Consider the following 17,100-nt stretch of genomic DNA (forward strand, 5'->3'; position numbering starts at 1 on the left):
CCCCCTTGAAAGCTCAGTCGGCCAGCGGTGTCAGCAGCATCCGGCCCGCGAACCCCACCGCCGCGTCGAGCCGTTCGGTGAACTCCTCGGCCACGTCGGCGCAGTGCCGCAGCGCCCACAGGGCCCGGGCCGCCGCCCAGGTCGCCTCCCGGGCCCGCTCCAGGCTCCAGGAGCCCAGCAGATGGGTGAGCGGGTCGGCGATCTGGAACAGGTCGGGGCCCGGCATCAGATCCTCGCGGATGCGCTCCTCCAGTGACACGAGGAGATCGCCCACGCGGTCGAACTCGTCCTCCAGATCGGCCGGTTCACAGCCGAGCGTGCGGCAGGCGTCGACCACGGCCAGGGCCAGGTCGTGCCCGATGTGGGCGTTGATGCCCGCCAGCGCGAACTGCAGTGGCCGTACCCCGGGGTGGCGGCGGAGCTGGAACAGGGGGCGCCAGCAGGCGGGCGGGCGGCGGTCCGCGGCGGCCGCGTCCACCGCGGCCAGATAGCGCTCGGCGAACCGCACGTCCAGCGCCGTCGCCGCGTGCGGGTCCGGGAACTCCCCGGCGTCCAGGCGCCGGTCGATCTCCTCGGTGACGGCGAGGTAGACCCGGTTGAACACGGCGACACCGTCCCGTGGGGGCAGGGCCGCGTCCAGCGCGCGCATCCGTGCGACGACGGCGTCGACGGGGGCGGTGAGGTGTTCCAGCTGCACCATGGGGGAAGGGTCCCAGCCCGGGGCCGGCCGGTGTGCCGACCGGCCCGGTGCTTCGCCGGAACGGGGGAACGCCGGGCTACGACTCGGCGCGCGGCGCCGCGTCCGTGTCCGCCTCCCTGTCGTAGGAGGACGTGCCCTCGTCCAGCAGCGGCTCCTGCTTCTTCAGGTGGGCTGGGGCGAAGGCGCGCAGCGCGTGGTAGCCGGTGATGACGACCAGCGTGCCGAGCGCGATGCCGCTGAGCGAGAAGGTGTCGGTGAACTTCATGCTGACGTTGCCGACGCCGATGATGATGCCCGCCGCGGCCGGGACCAGGTTCAGCGGGTTGCGCAGGTCCACCTTGGCGTTCAGCCAGATCTGGGCGCCGAGCAGGCCGATCATGCCGTAGAGGATGACGGTGATGCCGCCGAGCACCCCGCCCGGGATCGCGGCGACGACCGCGCCGAACTTGGGGCAGACGCCGAAGAGCAGCGCGAAGCCGGCGGCGGCCCAGTAGGCGGCGGTGGAGTAGACGCGGGTCGCGGCCATCACGCCGATGTTCTCGGAGTAGGTGGTGTTGGGCGGGCCGCCGACGGCCGTCGACAGCACGGAGGCGACGCCGTCCGCCGAGATCGCCGTACCGAGCTTGTCGTCCAGCGGGTCGCCGGTCATCTCGCCGACCGCCTTGACGTGGCCCGCGTTCTCCGCGACCAGCGCGATGACGACCGGCAGCGCGACCAGGACCGCCGACCACTGGAAGGACGGGCCGTGGAAGGACGGCAGACCGATCCAGTCGGCCTTGGAGACGCCGGAGAGGTCCAGGCGCCAGTGGTCGGTGAGCTTGCCGCTCGCGTCCACCGAGTGGATCCTGCCGAAGACCCGGTCGGACGCCCAGGACAGGCCGTACCCGAACACGAGGCCCAGGAAGATGGCGACGCGGGACCAGAAACCGCGCAGACAGACGACCGCCAGACCGGTGAAGAGCATCACCAGCAGGGCCGTCCACTGGTCCTGCGGCCAGTAGGTGGACGCGGTCACCGGGGCCAGGTTGAAGCCGATCAGCATGACGACCGCGCCGGTGACGATCGGCGGCATCGCGGCATGGATGATCCGCGCCCCGAAGCGCTGCACCGCGAGGCCGACCAGGAACAGCACGACACCGACCACGAGGACCGCGCCGGTCACGGTCGCGCTCGTACCGCCCTGGGCGCGGATGACGGCGGCCACGCCCACGAAGGAAAGGGAGCAGCCGAGGTAGCTCGGCACCCGGCCGCGGGTGGCGAGCAGGAAGATCATGGTCGCCACGCCCGACATCATGATCGCCAGGTTGGGGTCGAGGCCCATGAGCACGGGGGCCACGAACGAGGCGCCGAACATCGCGACCACGTGCTGGGCGCCCAGGCCCACGGTGCGGGGCCAGGACAGCCGTTCGTCGGGGCGTACCACCGCTCCGGGCGCGGGCGTGCGCCCGTCACCGTGCAGCTTCCAGCGCACGCCGAGATCCATGAGGGGTTTCGCTTTCTCTGTACGTGAAGAGGGTCCGAACCATTGTCAGGGGTACCTGGCGGCTCTACGCTCACACGGTCCTACTCATGAACTGCGTTCACATACCTGATCGAGGTCTGATCGGGTCGAGCGAAGATCGGAGTGCCTGAATGAGTGGAAGACCCCGTGCGGCCGCGCTCCTCGCCGCCGTGGTGGCCTTCGGAGCCCTCCTCGTCCCCTCCGCCCACGCGGCACCGGCCCCGGCCAAGGCGGCCCCGCGGACCGCGGTCCTCGACGGCGCCCGCCTCCAGCAGACCCGGGCCCGCCTACCCCACGACCCCCGGCTCCGGCGCGCCCTCGCGGACCTGACCACCCGCGCCGACGCCTGGCTGGACCAGGGCCCCTGGACGGTAGTCGACAAGCCGAGGCCCGCCCCCGGCGGCGACGTCCACGACTACCTGAGCCAGGCCCCCTACTGGTGGCCCACGACCGCCCCCACCGCCGACAACCCCTGGGGCTGCCCGTACGTCCAGCGCGACGGCCAGCGCAATCCGGAGGTCGACAGCGGGACCGACCGGCAGGACGTGGAGAAGGTCTTCGACGCGACGTACGACCTCTCGCTCGCCTGGTACTACACCGGCGAGCGGAGCTACGCCGAGAAGGCCGGGCAGATCCTGCGCACCTGGTTCCTCGACCCGGCCACCCGGATGAACCCCGACCTGGACCACGCCCAGTTCATCCCGTGCAAGTACGACGGCCGGGCCATCGGCATCATCGACTTCTCGCAGTCCTACACCAGCGTCCTGGACGCGCAGGCGATCCTCGCCACCGGCGCACCCGGCTGGACGGCCGCCGACCGCGCCGCGATGACCCGGTGGAACGAGGACTTCCGCGACTGGCTGAAGAACAGCGAGTTCGGCCGGCAGGAGGGCGCCGCCGCCAACAACCACGGCACCTTCTACGACATGCAGCTCGCCGCTCTCGCCTACGCCACCGGCGACACCGCGCTCGCCCGGCGGACCGTGCTCGACGCGCGCGCGAAGCGCATCGACCCGCAGATCGCGGCCGACGGCAGCCAGCCCCAGGAACTCACCCGCACCCGGAGCTGGCACTACTCGACCTTCGACCTGGTCGCCTACACCCGGCTCGCGGCCATCGGCCGGCACGTCGGCGTGAACCTGTGGGGCTACGCCGGGCCGGACGGGCAGAGCCTCTCCAAGGCGGTCGACTATCTGCTGCCCGCGGCGACCGGCGCCACCGCCTGGCCGCACCCCGAGCTGGAGTTCCACCGCTACGCGGCGACCGACGTGGTGCACGCGGCGGCCGACGCCGGTGACCCACTGGCCAAGGCGGCCGTGCCGAAGCTGGAGGCGCCGCCCGGGGGAGACCTCTGGGCGCTGCGGCCCGCCGCCGAGCAGCTCGACTCCATCGCGGGCTGACCCCCCGGCTGACACGGGGCTTCCCTGCCAGGCTCCTGAGCGGTCGCTTAGTATGGTGGTGTACGGGGGTGTCGCCACCCCAACAGCGCTGCTCAGGAGCCCTTCCCGTGACCGCCGAAGCCCCGACCGCCCCCGCCGTCTCCCACGGCCGGCTGATCCCCGTCACCGTCCACTTCGACGACCTCGACGCGCTCGGGCTGCTGCACAACGCCCGCTACCCGCTCATGGTCGAGCGCGCCTGGACCGAGCTGTGGCACGAGCACGGCGTCCGCTTCGACGGCGACTGGGCGGCGGCCGGCGACGCCTGCAACGCGGTCCGCGAACTGCGCATCAGCTACGAGGCGCCGGTCACCCGGCCCGGCACCTACGCCGTCCACCTCTGGCTGGAACGGCTCGGCACCACCGGCCTCACCTACGGCTTCCGGTTCTGCTCGGCCGACGGCACCGAGACCTACGCCCGGGGCACCCGGGTGCTGGTCCGGCTGGACGCGGCGACCATGCGCCCCGCGCCCTGGAGCGAGACCTTCAGGGCCGCGGGTCGGGAACTGCTGCGGCCTGCCGGCTGACCTCGCCGCCGCCGCGCTCGGCGGTGCGCAGCACGCCCGCGAACGCCGCGAGCCCGCACGCCAGCACCGTCACCACCACGAAGGACACCATCAGGCTGGTCGCCTGGGCCACCCCGCCGATCAGGCTCGGCGCGACCAGCCCCGAGGTGTAGGTGATGGTCGCCACGCCCGCGATGGCCTGGCTGGGGTTCGGGCCCGCGTGCCCGGCCGCCGCGAAGCACAGCGGTACGACCACCGCGATGCCGAGCCCCATCAGCGCGAACCCGGCCATCGCCACCGCCGGATGCCCGGCGAGCACGATCAGCAGCCCGCCCAGCACGGCCAGGACACCTCCGGCCCGCACCGTGCGGACCGCGCCGAAGCGGTTCACCACCGCGTCCCCGGCGATCCGGGCCACCGCCATGGTCAGCATGAAGCCGGTCGTGGACGCCGCCGCCAGCCCGGCCGAACTGTCCAGCCGGTCCCGCAGGAACACCGCCGACCAGTCCAGGCTCGCGCCCTCCGCGAACACCGCGCAGAAGCCGACCGCGCCGATCAGCAGCGCGGAGCGCGGCGGCAGCGCGAACCGCGGCGGCGGTTCCTCGTCCTCGGCGGGCTGGAGGTCCAGCACCCAGGTGCAGGCCACCAGACCGAGCACGGTGAGGACGGCCGACGCCAGGGCGAAGTGCACGCGCGCGTCGGCGCCGAGATGCGCGGCGAGGGTGCCGGCCGCCGAGCCGATCAGGGCGCCCGCGCTCCACATGCCGTGCAGCCCCGACATGATCGACTTGTGGAGCCGCCGCTCGACCTCCACACCGAGCGCGTTCATCGCGACATCGGCCATGCCCGCGCTCGCCCCGTAGACGAACATCGCCAGGCACAAGGTGACCAGGTTCGGCGCGATCGACGGCAGGATCAGGGACAGCGTCCACAGCGCCAGCAGCCCGCGCAGGGCCGTACGGCTGCCGAAACGATGGGTGATCCCGCCCGCCAGCGGCATCGCGCACGAGGCACCGAGCGCGGTGAAGGCCAGGGCGAACCCCAACTGGCCCGCGCCGAGCGAGGTGTGGTCCTGGACCCACGGCACGCGCGTCGCGAACGAGCCGGTCACGGCGCCGTGCACGGCGAAGACGGCCGCCACGGCGTACCGGGCGCGCCTGACCTCGTCGCCCGCACGCGTCACGTCACTCATGATCCTGTCCCCTCCCCGGGAGTGCCCGGCCCCGTCGGCGCCGCTCCGGCTGCGACGCGCCGTAAACTATCAGGAACCCTGCCTGATAGATAGCGATTACCAGCCTGGTCCTGCCTCGGCGATCTGGGAGGATTCCCGTCATGCCCGCATCACCCAGCACCGCCCGGGCCATCAACGACCGGCTGGCCCTGCGGCTGTTGCAGCAGGAAGGCCCGCTCACGGCAGGGCAGTTGAAGCAGTTGACCGGACTGTCCCGGCCCACGGTCGCCGACCTGGTCGACCGGCTCACCGCGTCCGGGCTGATCACCGTGGTCGGCGAGTCCGGGGAACAGCGCCGGGGCCCCAACGCCCGGCTCTACGGCATCGTCGCCGACCGCGCCCATCTCGCCGCGCTCGACGTCCGCACCGAGGGCGTCTTCGTCCTCGTCTCCGACCTGGTCGGGCGGGTGCTCGCCGAGGCGTCCGTGCCGATCGACCCCGACGCCGGAACGGGCCCCGCCGTGGAGCAGGCGGTGGCGGCGGTGGAGAGCGCCGCGAAGGAGGCCGGCGCCATGGGGGCGCCCTCGCGCGAGGACGTCCGGGCATGGGGGAGGCTGCACACCGTCGGCATCGGCGCGCCGGGCCTCATCGACCCGGCCACCGGGGACCTCCGCGACTCGGCCGGGCTGCCCGCCTGGCACCGCAGCCTGGCCGCCACCCTCCAGGACCGGCTGCCCGGCGCGCGGGTCACCGTCGAGAACGAGACCAACCTGGCCGCCCTGGCCGAACAGCGCGAGGGCGCCGCGCGCGACCGGGACACCTTCGTCCTGCTCTGGCTCGGCCACGGCGTCGGCGCCGCGGTCGTCCTGGACGGCACCCTGCGCCGCGGGGCCTCCGGCGGCACCGGCGAGATCGGCTTCCTGCCGGTCCCGGGAACCGCGACGCTGCCCTCGGTGACCGACTGCGCCGGCGGCTTCCACTCCCTCACCGGCGCGGCGGCGGTCGCCTCCCTGGCAGCCGAGTGCGGCCTCCCGACCCCTGCGACACCGGACGGCCCGGGGGCGGCCGAGGCGGTGCGGGCCGCCGTGGCGGAGGTGCTGGAGACGGCGGGGGAGGCGGTGCCGGTGGAGGCGCCCATGGCGGCGGAGGCCGTGACCGTGGCGGGGCCGGGAGCGGTGGGGCCGGCGGCGCGGCCGGGCGGGGCCTGCGCGGAGGCGGGTGCGGACTCGGGTCCTGGCACCGTGTCGGCCCCGGGGGAGGCGGGGCCCTCGGTGCGGGCTTCGGGCGTCGATCCCGGCCGCGATTCCGCGTCGATGCCGGCTACGGCGGCGAAGGGGCATGTCGGATGCGGGGCGGCCCAACAGCCGGAGTCGGGCGGCGCGCCCCCGGTGGCCCCGCCGGGTGAGCTTCCCGCCGCCCGCTTCCTTCGCATCCTCGCCGACCGGGTCGCCGTCGGTGCCGCCTCCGTGGTGGCCGTTCTGGACCCCGGCTGCGTCGTGCTCGGCGGGGAGGTCGGCCAGGCCGGGGGAGCGGTGCTCGCCGGGCTGGTGGAGGAGCGGCTGCGCCGGATGTCGCCGCTGGTCACCGAGGTGCGGGCGAGCAGCCTCGGCGGGACGGCCGTGCTGCGCGGCGCGCTCCTCACGGCGAGGGAGCGGGCGCAGGACGAACTGTTCGCGCCACCGGAGCGCCCGGGCGGCTGACACGCCACCGGAGCGCCCACGACCCCGGAGCGGGCGGCTCTTCGACGTGGCTCGGCTCAGGCACCTGACCCACGGCGGTGCCTCCCGCCGCCCCGGCCGTCCGAACGCCTACGCCCGTACGGCCTCGGCCACGGGCGCGACGGCGAACGCGTCGTGCTCGCGCGGCACCGGTGACGAAGCGCCAGGCCGGACTCATGTCCGCCGGTAGATCGTGGAGTTGGTCCTCGGAGGGGTCGTCCCGTGACGGCCCGGCGGCGGGCAAGGGCCGTCGTCACCGCCGCCGGGCCCGTCCGCACCCTAAAAGGACTAGACCAGTACGGTCAATGGTCCGGACCGAGGCCAATGCTCTTTCCGTACCGGCCAGTTGGCGCGGCCGGCCGCGTGGCGCGAAGGCGACGACACAGGCTGTGAGCGACCCCACACCCGTCACCCGCCTGGACGCGTACCGGGCGTGGCACACTGGCCCTGTACCAGAAGCAGCGCACTCCGGGGTCGGTGAAACTCCGAACCGGCGGTTACAGTCCGCGACCCGGTCGCTTCCAGCGGCCGGTTGACCAGGTGAAATTCCTGGACCGACGGTTAAAGTCCGGATGGGAGGCAGTGCGCGGCGGGCGGGCATGCGTCTTCCGTGTGCGCGCCGCCGTACGTGTGACGGGTCCGTGCGCGGACGTGTCCCTTTCGGCGACGCCCCCGGTGTGTGCTCATCCGTACCTTGCTGTCGTCATCGACAGGCCCCGGAGTCCGTGCCCGAAGAGGCAGGAGGACCCGGGAAGTGTTCACCGGAATCGTCGAAGAACTGGGTGAAGTCACCGCCGTCGAGAACCTCGGCGACTCCTCCCGCTTCCGGCTCCGCGGCCCCGTCGTGACCGAGGGTGCACGCCACGGCGACTCCATCGCCGTCAACGGGGTCTGTCTCACGGTCGTCGAGCACGAGGGCGACGAGTTCACCGCCGACGTCATGGCCGAGACCCTGAAGCGCTCCAGCCTGGGCGCGCTCACCGTCGGCTCCCGCGTCAACCTGGAGCGCCCCACCGCCGTCGGCGCCCGCCTCGGCGGACACATCGTGCAGGGACACGTGGACGGCACCGGCCAGGTCCTGGCCCGCACGCCCTCCGAGCACTGGGAGATCGTGAAGATCTCCCTCCCCGCGGACCTCTCCCGCTACGTCGTGGAGAAGGGCTCCATCACCGTCGACGGCATCAGCCTCACCGTGGTCGAGGCCGGCCCCGACCACTTCACCGTCAGCCTCATCCCGACCACCCTCGCCCTCACCACGCTCGGCGTGAAGCAGCCCGGCGACCCGGTCAACCTCGAAGTGGACGTCATCGCCAAGTACGTGGAGCGGCTGCTCGCGGCCGGACAGGGGACCGGCAAGTGAACTGGATGAACTCCGAGGCGTTCACCCTCTTCGGCCAGCACATCATCTGGTCCGACATGATCGGCAACATCCTGGGCCTCATCACCCTCGCCCTCGGCTGGCGCCGCTCCCTGTGGACCTGGCCCGTGCAGTTCCTGTCCGGTCTCGTCCTCTTCGCCGCCTTCTACGGCCACCTGACCGGCAGCGCCGGCAAGCAGGTCGTCGTCATGGCCGTCGCGCTGTACGGCTGGTGGCAGTGGCAGCGCACCAAGGACCGGTCCGACGACGGCCACATCGCCCCGCGCTTCGCCACCTGGCGGGAGCGCGCGGCCATGCTCGCCGCGGCCGCCGCCGGCACGGTCGCCGTCGCCCTGCTCTTCACGGCCTACCCGAAGCTGTCCTGGGACCCCTGGCCCGACGCCTACATCTTCGTCGGCACCGTCGTCGCGATGTACGCCCAGGCCAAGGGCATGGTCGAGTTCTGGATCGCCTGGCTGCTCGTCGACCTCGTCGGCGTCCCCCTCAACTTCGCCAACGGCTACGCCTTCTCCGGCTTCGTCTACGTCATCTACGGCGCACTCGTCCTGTGGGGCATGCGCGACTGGTGGCTGCGCTCCCGCCGGGGCCCGCAGCCCGCACTGGAAGGAGCCCCGGCATGACCTCCGCACCGCTGCTGTACGGCACCGACGACATCGAGAACTTCGCCCTCGACCCGGTCGAGCAGGCCATCGCCGACATCGCGGCGGGCCGCCCGGTGGTCGTCGTGGACGACGAGGACCGGGAGAACGAGGGCGACCTCGTCATCGCCGCCGAGAAGGCGACCCCCGAGATCGTCGCCTTCATGATGAGCGAGTGCCGGGGCCTGATCTGCGCCCCCATGGAGGGGGAGGAACTGGACCGGCTGCGACTGCCGCAGATGGTCCAGGACAACACCGAGTCGATGAAGACCGCGTTCACCATCTCGGTGGACGCCTCCGCCGCCCACGGCGTGAGCACCGGCATCTCGGCCGCCGACCGCGCGACGACGCTCCAGCTCCTCGCGAGCGGCACGGCGCAGCCCACCGACCTCGTCCGCCCCGGCCATGTCTTCCCGCTGCGCGCCCGGCCCGGAGGGGTCCTCGTGCGCAACGGCCACACCGAGGCCGCCGTCGACCTCGCCCGGCTCGCGGGGCTCCGCCCGGCCGGCGCCATCGTGGAGATCGCCGGTGAGGACGGCCGGATGCTCCGGCTCCCCGAACTGATCCCGTTCGCCCGCAAGCACGGCCTGACGATCATCTCCATCGCGGACCTGATCGCCTACCGCCGCAGCAGCGAGCCAACCGTCCGCCGCGAGGCCGAGACCCGCCTGCCCACCCGGCACGGCACCTTCACCGCCTACGGCTACCGGTCCACCGTCGACGGCGTCGAACACGTCGCCCTCGTCCACGGCGAGATCGGCGACGGCGAGGACGTCCTCGTCCGCGTCCACTCCGAATGCCTCACCGGCGACGTCTTCGGCTCGCTGCGCTGCGACTGCGGCCCCCAGCTCGACGCCGCCCTGGAACGCATCCAGGCCGAGGGCCGGGGCGTCGTCGTCTATCTGCGCGGACACGAGGGACGCGGCATCGGTCTGCTGTCCAAGCTGCGCGCCTACGAACTCCAGGAGCAGGGCCGCGACACCCTGGACGCCAACCTCGAATTGGGCCTGCCCGCCGACGCCCGCGACTACGGCGCCGGCGCGCAGATCCTCGCCGACCTCGGCGTGCGCGGCGTCCGGCTGATGACCAACAACCCCGACAAGACCGAGGCGCTGCTGCGCCACGGCCTGAAGGTCACCGGCCGGGAGTCCATGCCCGTCCAGGCCGGCGAGCACAACCTCCGGTACCTGCGCACCAAGCGGGACCGGATGGGGCACGACCTGCCCTGGCTCGACACGCCCGCCGTGTCGGCCTCCACGGCCGCGTCCGCGGCCACCTGCGGCAACCAGTAAGCACGAAAGCACTGAGGAGAGACGTGAGCGGCAAGGGTGCACCGGAACTGTCCGTACGCAATGTGAGCGACCTCCGGGTCGCCGTCATCGCGGCGCAGTGGCACGAGCAGGTGATGGACGGTCTGGTGAACGGCGCCCTGCGCGCCCTGCGTGAGCTGGGGATCGACGAGCCGACCCTGATCCGGGTCCCCGGCAGCTTCGAGCTGCCGGTCGCCGCCAAGGTCCTCGCGGGCCGTGGCTACGACGCCGTGGTCGCCCTCGGCGTCGTCATCCGGGGCGGCACCCCCCACTTCGACTACGTGTGCCAGGGCGTCACGCAGGGCCTCACCCAGGTGTCCGTAGAGACCGGCGTCCCCGTCGGCTTCGGCGTGCTCACCTGCGACACCGAGGAGCAGGCCCTGGACCGGGCCGGCCTGGAGGGCTCGAACGAGGACAAGGGCCACGAGGCGGTGACCGCCGCCGTCGCGACCGCGGCCACGCTCCGCTCAGTATCCGAACCCTGGCACTGAGGAGCGGGGCCGACCGCGTAGGGTGGGCAGCACCATGTCCAAGAAGACGTTCGAGGAGCTCTTCACCGAGCTCCAGCAGAAGGCCGCCCACGGCGATCCCGCCACCTCCCGTACCGCGGAGCTGGTCGGCAAGGGTGTCCACGCCATCGGCAAGAAGGTCGTCGAGGAGGCCGCCGAGGTCTGGATGGCCGCCGAGTACGAGGGCAAGGAGGCGGCGGCCGAGGAGATCTCGCAGCTGCTGTACCACGTCCAGGTGATGATGGTCGCCCGCGGGATCTCCCTGGACGACGTCTACGCCCACCTGTAAGCCGCCCGCCGCACACAGCCGTAGAAAACCCCGTCACGCAAAGGAAGCCGACCTCATGCTGCGCATCGCCGTCCCCAACAAGGGTTCACTGTCCGGCCCTGCGGCGGAGATGCTGCATGAGGCCGGCTACCAGCAGCGCCGTGAGTCCAAGGAACTGCGCATCGTCGACCCGGAGAACGAGGTCGAGTTCTTCTACCTCCGCCCCCGCGACATCGCGATCTACGTCTCCTCCGGACGCCTCGACATCGGCATCACCGGTCGTGACCTGCTGATCGACTCCGGCGCCGACGCCGAGGAGATCCTGCCGCTCGGCTTCGCCCGCTCCACCTTCCGCTTCGCCGCCAAGCCCGGCACGGCGAGCGGCATCGAGGACCTCAAGGGCAAGACGGTCGCCACCTCCTACGAGGGCATCGTCGACAAGCACCTCGCGGACCGCGGGATCGACGCCTCCGTCGTCCACCTGGACGGCGCCGTGGAGACCGCGATCGAACTGGGCGTCGCCGAGGTCATCGCCGACGTCGTGGAGACCGGCACCAGCCTGCGCAACGCGGGCCTGGAGGTCTTCGGCGAGCCGATCATGAAGTCCGAGGCGATCGTCATCCGCCGCACCGGCGCCGACGCCGAGGAGCCGAAGGTCCAGCAGTTCCTGCGCCGCCTCCAGGGCGTCCTGGTGGCCCGCACGTACGTGATGATGGACTACGACTGCCGGGTCGAGCAGCTCGAGAAGGCCGTCGCGCTCACCCCCGGCCTGGAGTCCCCGACCGTCTCCCCGCTGCACAACGAGGGCTGGGTCGCCGTACGCGCCATGGTCCCCGCCAAGGAGGCCCAGCGGATCATGGACGACCTCTACGCCATCGGCGCCCGCGCCATCCTGACCACGGCCATCCACGCCTGCCGCCTGTAAGAGGTACGCCCGAGATGTCGGACCTGCCCCCTCTTCCCCGCCTCCCCGTCACCTTCCGGCCGGGGCACACGCGGGCCATCCTGCTCACCGCCGGGGTCGTGATCTTCCTCGTGATAAGCGGGGTCGCGATGCTGCTGGAACACCTCGGCCCGGGCTCGAAGCTCAGTTTCGTCGTCACCGGCGCGCTGATCTTCTGGGTCCTGGCCCAGTTGGCCCGGGTGAAGGTGGTCGCCGACGAGGCCGGCGTCACCGTCGTCAACATCGTCGGCAAGCGCCGCCTGGCCTGGGAGGAGATCCTCCGGGTGAACCTCCGGCCGGGTGACCCCTGGGTGTTCCTCGACCTCAGCGACGGCACCAGCCTGCCCGCGCTCGGCATCCAGCCGGGCATCGCCAAGCAGCGGGCCATCGCCGACGCCAAGGCCCTGCGCGCGCTCGCCGAGGCCCACTCGGCGCCGTCCGCCCTGCCGCACGAGCCCAGATCTTGATTAATCTGGAGGGCGGAGGCCGTTTCGCTGCGCCTCCGCCCCTGCGTGCCGCCCGGTGCACAGGGGTTCCTGCTACCCGAGGAGTGACTCCCTCCGGCGATGGACGGATCGTCCTGTAGTACCTGCGCCACCCCTGCCCGACTCAGCGGGAAGGCGGTGGCAGCGTGACCATCTCCCTGCTGCTCCTCGGAGCTGCGTTCCTGCTGATTCTCGCCAACGGCTTCTTCGTGGCGGCCGAGTTCGGCCTGGTGACGGTCGAGCGACCGGAGGCCGAGAAGGCCGCCGCCGACGGCGACGCCCGCGCCCGTACGGTCGTGGAGTCGCTGAAGGAGCTGTCCTTCCAGCTCTCCGGCACCCAGCTCGGCATCACCATCACCTCCCTGGTCGTCGGCATGCTCGCCGAACCGGCCCTGGCCGAGCTGCTGCGCGGCCCGTTCGCCGCGCTCGGCATCCCCGACGGTGCCGCCTCCGGCGTCGCCGTGGTCGTCGGCATGCTGCTGGCCTCCGCGATCCAGATGGTGATCGGCGAACTCGTACCCAAGAACTGGGCGGTGTCCCGGCCGCTGCAGGTCGCGCGCTTCGTCGCCGGCCCCCAGCACCGCTTCGCCCGCCTGTTCCGTCCGGTGATCTCGGCGCTGAACACGGTCGCCAACCGGCTGGTCCGCGCCCTCGGCGTCGAACCCGCCGACGAGCTGGCCTCCGCCCGCACCCCCGGCGAACTGGTCTCCCTGGCCCGGCACTCCGCCCAGGCCGGCGCCCTGGAGCAGGACACGGCCGACCTGTTCGTCCGCACCCTGTCCCTGGGCGAGCTGACCGCCCAGCACGTCATGACGCCGCGCGTGAAGGTGAGCGCGCTGCAGGACTCGGCCACCGCCGAGGACGTCGTCAACCTCACCCGGGCCACCGGTCTGTCCCGCTTCCCCGTCTACCGGGAGAAGATCGACGAGATCGTCGGCATGGCCCACCTCAAGGACGCCCTGGCGGTTCCCGTGCACGACCGGCTGCGCACGCCGGTCAGCCGGATCGCCCGCAAGGCGCTCCTCGTCCCCGAGACCCTGCCGGTCCAGCCCCTGCTCGCGCGGCTGCGCAGCGAGCAGCCCATCGCGGTCGTCGTGGACGAGTACGGCGGCACGGCCGGCGTGGTCACCCTGGAGGACATCGTCGAGGAACTGGTCGGCGAGGTCCGCGACGAGCACGACGCCAAGGACGTGCCCGAGCTGGCCCCCGCCCCGCCCGAGGACGGCAGGCCCGCCTGGGACGTGGACGGCAGTTGCCGCGTCGACATCCTGCAGCGCATAGGCCTCGATGTCCCCGAAGGACCGTACGAGACCGTCGCCGGCCTGGTCGCCGACCTGCTCGGCCGGATTCCGGCCCCCGGCGACCGGGCCGAACTGCCCGGCTGGCGGCTCTCGGTCCGCCAGGTCGGCCACTACCGCGCCGAACGGGTCCGCCTGGTCAGGACGGTCCCTGCGGTGAACGTGGTGGAGGCCGCCCGATGAGCGTCCTCCAACTGGTCTTCGCTGCGCTGCTCGTGCTCGCCAACGGTTTCTTCGTCGGCGCCGAGTTCGCGCTCGTCTCCGTCCGCCGCAGCCAGATCGAACCGCTCGGCACCGCCCGGGCCCGGCAGGTGCTGTACGGCCTCGAACACCTCCCGCAGATGATGGCCGCCGCCCAGTTCGGCATCACCGTCTGCTCGCTGACGCTCGGCGCGGTCGCCGAGCCGACGGTGGCGCACCTGCTGGAGCCGGTGTTCGAGTGGATCCACCTCCCGCACGGCATGATCCACCCCCTGGGCTACGTCATCGCGCTGGCGGCGGTGGTCTTCTTCCACCTGGTCATCGGCGAGATGGTCCCGAAGAACCTCGCCATGGCCGCCCCGGAGAAGGCCGCGCTGTGGCTCAGCCCGGGCCTGGTCTGGTTCGCCCGCCTCTGCAAGCCGATCACGGTGTCCCTCGGCGCCTGCGCCCAGGGCATCCTGCGGCTGTTCCGGGTCGAGCCGAAGGACGAGGTGGAGGCGGTCGTCACCACCGAGCAGCTCAACCGGCTCCTGGAGGACTCCGGCCAGGCCGGCCTCCTCGACCCGGAGGAGCAGGAGCGCCTGGAGGACGCCCTGGAGCTGGGCTCGCGCCCGGTGACGGACGTCCTGCTGCGCCGGGAGACCCTGGTCACGGTGACCCCGGCGGTCACCCCGGGCGAGATCGTGGAGCTGACCGCCCGCACGGGCTACTCCCGCTTCCCGGTCGAGGCCGGCGCGAAGGGCCCGTTCATGGGGTACGTGCACGTGAAGGACGTCCTGGATCTGGAGGAGTCCGACCGGGCCGTGCCGCAGCACGTGTGGCGCCCGATGGCCACGCTCCGCGCCGAGCTGCCGCTGGACGACGCGTTGACGGTCATGCGCCGGGCGGCCACGCACCTGGCCCAGGTGGCGGACGCCACCGGCAAGGTGCTGGGGCTGGTGGCCCTGGAGGACGTGCTGGAGCTGCTGGTGGGCGAGGTCCGGGACCCGGCGCACCGGGAGATGCCGGAGCCGCGGGTGAGCGGGGAGCCGGAGGGAGCGCTCGCCGGATAGCCCGGATGGTGACGGGGAGCCGCGCGACTGCCCGCCGGTGGCGTGCCGGTCGCGCGGTTCCCCGCGTCCCTTCGGGGCGCTTCACATACCCGGCGGATCCTGGGGCCCCCGCCCCGACAGCACCTCGCCGTAGGCCTGCATGAGGTCCGGCAGCCGGAGCGTCGCCAGGTCGTCCCGCGTGAGCGAACCGGCGTACGTCGACAACCGCAGGTCCCGGTACGCGCAGCTCTTCTCGTACAGCGTCCGCAGGAACCGGCCGTTGCCCAATTCGTCGATCCACCCTTGATCGACCACGTGCCCGGCGATGGACCGCAGCTCGTCCAGCGCCTCGTCGTCCCACAGGTCCCCGTTCTCCGCCGCGAGCACCTTGCCGATCTCGGTCAGCTCCAGCGGCCGGTAGGAGGGGAAGTCCACCCGGGTGGTGAAGCGGGAGGACAGCCCGGGGTTGGCGGCGAGCAGGCGGTCCATGCCCTCCGGGTAGCCGGCCAGGATCACCACCAGGTGGTCCCGGTTGTCCTCGGCCCGCTTCAGCAGCACCTGCAAGGCCTCGTCGCCGTACGCGTCCCCCTTGCCGTACCCGGAGTTGGACAGCGAGTAGGCCTCGTCCACGAACAGCACCCCGCCGATCGCGGAGTCGATCAGTTCGTTGGCCTTCACGGCCGTCTGCCCCAGGTACTCGCCGACCAGGTCGGCGCGCTGGGCCTCCACCAGGTGGTCCCCGCCCAGCAGCCCCAGCGCGTAGAACACCCGGCCGAGGATCCGCGCGACCGTGGTCTTGCCCGTGCCGGACGGGCCGGAGAAGACGAAGTGCCGTTTGGGCGGCTGGACCGGCAGCCCCTGACCGGCCCGCAGCCGCGCCATGTTCAACTGCGCCGACAGCGCCTTGACCTGGCGCTTGACCGGTTCGAGCCCCACCATGCGCTCCAGTTCGGCGAGCGCCTCCTCCAGTAACGCGGGGTCGGTGGGCCCGGCCGGGATCGGTACGGCGGACACCCCGGGCACCCCCGTCTTGGTCCGTACCGAGGGGTCGGCCACCGACGGCAGCGGCCCGGTCGGCAGATCGGGCTCCGGCAGCCGCAGGTCCCGGCCCTCCGTGCCGAACAGCGGATCGAACCCGTCCGGCCCGTCCACCGCGTCCTGCCCCGCGCCGGTCAGCGTGATCGCGGCGTAGTCGGCCGTCTCGTCGTACCCGTCGCCCTCGGAGATGGCGGCGAGCCGGGCGGAGGTGTCCATGAAGGCCGGGTCGACCCGGTGCACCGCGCGGTACAGGGGGAGCGCGGCGGCCGAGCGCCCCGTCCCCTCGTGCGCCCTCGCCAGCCAGTAGCGCAGTTCCTTGCGCTGCGGCTGCTCGCTGCGGCACCGCATCAGCGCCGCCGACAGCAGCGGCTCGGCCTGGCCGTACATCTCCAGCCGGACCCGGGCCATGCCGCCGAACAGCCCGGCCTCGATGCCGAGCAGGGGATCGTCCAGCAGCGGATCGGTGTGCCGGACCAGCTGTTCCCAGTCCTTGACCAGATAGGCGCGGCAGGCGTGCAGGAAGCGGACCTGCGGGTCGGCGTCGACCGGGGGCAGCCCGGCGAGGGCGCGGTCCAGCTCGGGCACATGCCGGCCGTCCAGCCAGTGGGAGGCGTGCGCCAGCAGCAGATCGCGCGGGCTCTCCAGCACCGGCTGCACCCACCAGCCCAGCCAGTACCAGGAGTTGAGGCTCCGGCGGTGCCGGGCGCGCTGTTCGCCGAAGCGGTCGCGGTGCCGGAACATCCGCAGCAGCGCCGTGGTCGTGTCGACCCGGAGCGCGTGCAGCCCGAGCCAGGCGTCCGCCATGCCCGGGTCCATCCGCACCGCGGTGCGGAACTCCTCCTCCGCCTGCGGGTAGGCGCCCATCGTGTAGGCGTCCACACCCCGCAGCCAGGCGAGGTCGGCCGGGGCCTCGGGGCCCTGCGTGCCGAAGTCCATCACGTCCCCCCACAGACCGTGTCCCCGTGG

The 17,100-nt window shown here is 72.6% G+C and carries 16 protein-coding genes and 1 riboswitch; of the genes, 12 read left to right on the forward strand and 4 right to left on the reverse strand.

Annotation, left to right across the window (positions count from 1 at the left end; translation table 11 throughout):
- Positions 1-13: 13 nt before the first annotated feature.
- Together OO52_RS16470 and OO52_RS16475 are read right to left on the reverse strand one after the other, a co-directional pair.
- The gene (locus tag OO52_RS16470) at positions 14-700 is read right to left on the reverse strand and encodes a DUF5995 family protein (RefSeq protein WP_030644778.1); all 687 of its coding nucleotides are present in this window, start codon (positions 698-700) and stop codon (positions 14-16) included.
- 76 nt (positions 701-776) lie between these two features.
- Entirely contained in the window at positions 777-2,183 is a 1,407-nt protein-coding gene (locus OO52_RS16475) for a uracil-xanthine permease family protein (protein WP_030644780.1), read from the reverse strand.
- A gap of 149 nt (positions 2,184-2,332) precedes the next feature.
- Here OO52_RS16475 and OO52_RS16480 point away from each other — a divergent pair, with 149 nt between their 5' ends.
- Both OO52_RS16480 and OO52_RS16485 read left to right on the forward strand, forming a co-directional pair.
- Positions 2,333-3,601, forward strand: coding sequence for an alginate lyase family protein (locus OO52_RS16480; protein WP_030644782.1), 1,269 nt, complete (start codon positions 2,333-2,335; stop codon positions 3,599-3,601).
- 107 nt (positions 3,602-3,708) lie between these two features.
- Positions 3,709-4,167, forward strand: a complete 459-nt coding sequence (locus OO52_RS16485) for an acyl-CoA thioesterase (protein ID WP_030644785.1) — start codon at positions 3,709-3,711, stop codon at positions 4,165-4,167.
- Here OO52_RS16485 and OO52_RS16490 read toward each other — a convergent pair.
- Positions 4,127-5,338 (reverse strand): MFS transporter, encoded by a 1,212-nt coding sequence (locus OO52_RS16490; RefSeq protein ID WP_030644788.1) that lies wholly within the window; start codon positions 5,336-5,338, stop codon positions 4,127-4,129. The genes OO52_RS16485 and OO52_RS16490 overlap by 41 nt on opposite strands.
- A 140-nt stretch (positions 5,339-5,478) precedes the next feature.
- Here OO52_RS16490 and OO52_RS16495 point away from each other — a divergent pair, with 140 nt between their 5' ends.
- The 10 genes from OO52_RS16495 (at position 5,479) to OO52_RS16540 (ending at position 15,117) form a co-directional block, all read left to right on the forward strand.
- Positions 5,479-7,017, forward strand: coding sequence for an ROK family transcriptional regulator (locus OO52_RS16495; RefSeq protein WP_030644791.1), 1,539 nt, complete (start codon positions 5,479-5,481; stop codon positions 7,015-7,017).
- 477 nt (positions 7,018-7,494) lie between these two features.
- Positions 7,495-7,625, forward strand: a riboswitch (FMN riboswitch).
- A gap of 164 nt (positions 7,626-7,789) precedes the next feature.
- Entirely contained in the window at positions 7,790-8,395 is a 606-nt protein-coding gene (locus OO52_RS16500) for a riboflavin synthase (RefSeq protein WP_030644793.1), read from the forward strand.
- Positions 8,392-9,033: a nicotinamide mononucleotide transporter family protein gene (locus OO52_RS16505; RefSeq protein ID WP_030644795.1), complete on the forward strand. Its 642-nt coding sequence runs from the start codon at positions 8,392-8,394 to the stop codon at positions 9,031-9,033. The genes OO52_RS16500 and OO52_RS16505 overlap by 4 nt, the downstream gene beginning before the upstream one ends.
- A complete protein-coding gene (locus tag OO52_RS16510; RefSeq protein WP_030644796.1) occupies positions 9,030-10,343 on the forward strand; it encodes a bifunctional 3,4-dihydroxy-2-butanone-4-phosphate synthase/GTP cyclohydrolase II in 1,314 nt (437 codons plus the stop codon). The genes OO52_RS16505 and OO52_RS16510 overlap by 4 nt, the downstream gene beginning before the upstream one ends.
- A gap of 23 nt (positions 10,344-10,366) precedes the next feature.
- Positions 10,367-10,852, forward strand: coding sequence for a 6,7-dimethyl-8-ribityllumazine synthase (gene ribH, locus OO52_RS16515; RefSeq protein WP_030644798.1), 486 nt, complete (start codon positions 10,367-10,369; stop codon positions 10,850-10,852).
- 34 nt (positions 10,853-10,886) lie between these two features.
- Complete coding sequence (locus tag OO52_RS16520; protein WP_023552153.1) at positions 10,887-11,159, forward strand: phosphoribosyl-ATP diphosphatase; 273 nt, start codon at positions 10,887-10,889, stop codon at positions 11,157-11,159.
- A 55-nt stretch (positions 11,160-11,214) separates the two neighbouring features.
- Positions 11,215-12,063: an ATP phosphoribosyltransferase gene (gene hisG, locus OO52_RS16525; RefSeq protein WP_030644802.1), complete on the forward strand. Its 849-nt coding sequence runs from the start codon at positions 11,215-11,217 to the stop codon at positions 12,061-12,063.
- A 14-nt stretch (positions 12,064-12,077) separates the two neighbouring features.
- Positions 12,078-12,548 (forward strand): PH domain-containing protein, encoded by a 471-nt coding sequence (locus OO52_RS16530; RefSeq protein WP_030644804.1) that lies wholly within the window; start codon positions 12,078-12,080, stop codon positions 12,546-12,548.
- Between the two features lie 164 nt (positions 12,549-12,712).
- On the forward strand, positions 12,713-14,047 hold the full coding sequence (locus OO52_RS16535) for a hemolysin family protein (protein ID WP_030644806.1): 1,335 nt from the start codon (positions 12,713-12,715) through the stop codon (positions 14,045-14,047).
- Positions 14,044-15,117, forward strand: a complete 1,074-nt coding sequence (locus OO52_RS16540) for a hemolysin family protein (protein WP_030644808.1) — start codon at positions 14,044-14,046, stop codon at positions 15,115-15,117. Before OO52_RS16535 ends, OO52_RS16540 begins: the two co-directional genes overlap by 4 nt.
- Before the next feature lie 81 nt (positions 15,118-15,198).
- Here the strand turns inward: OO52_RS16540 and OO52_RS16545 are convergent, their stop codons facing one another.
- On the reverse strand, positions 15,199-17,070 hold the full coding sequence (locus OO52_RS16545; RefSeq protein WP_030644810.1) for an AAA family ATPase: 1,872 nt from the start codon (positions 17,068-17,070) through the stop codon (positions 15,199-15,201).
- Positions 17,071-17,100 lie beyond the last annotated feature (30 nt).

It is taken from the genome of Streptomyces flaveolus, assembly GCF_000716535.1.
GTDB classification, from domain to species: Bacteria; Actinomycetota; Actinomycetes; order Streptomycetales; family Streptomycetaceae; genus Streptomyces; species Streptomyces flaveolus_A.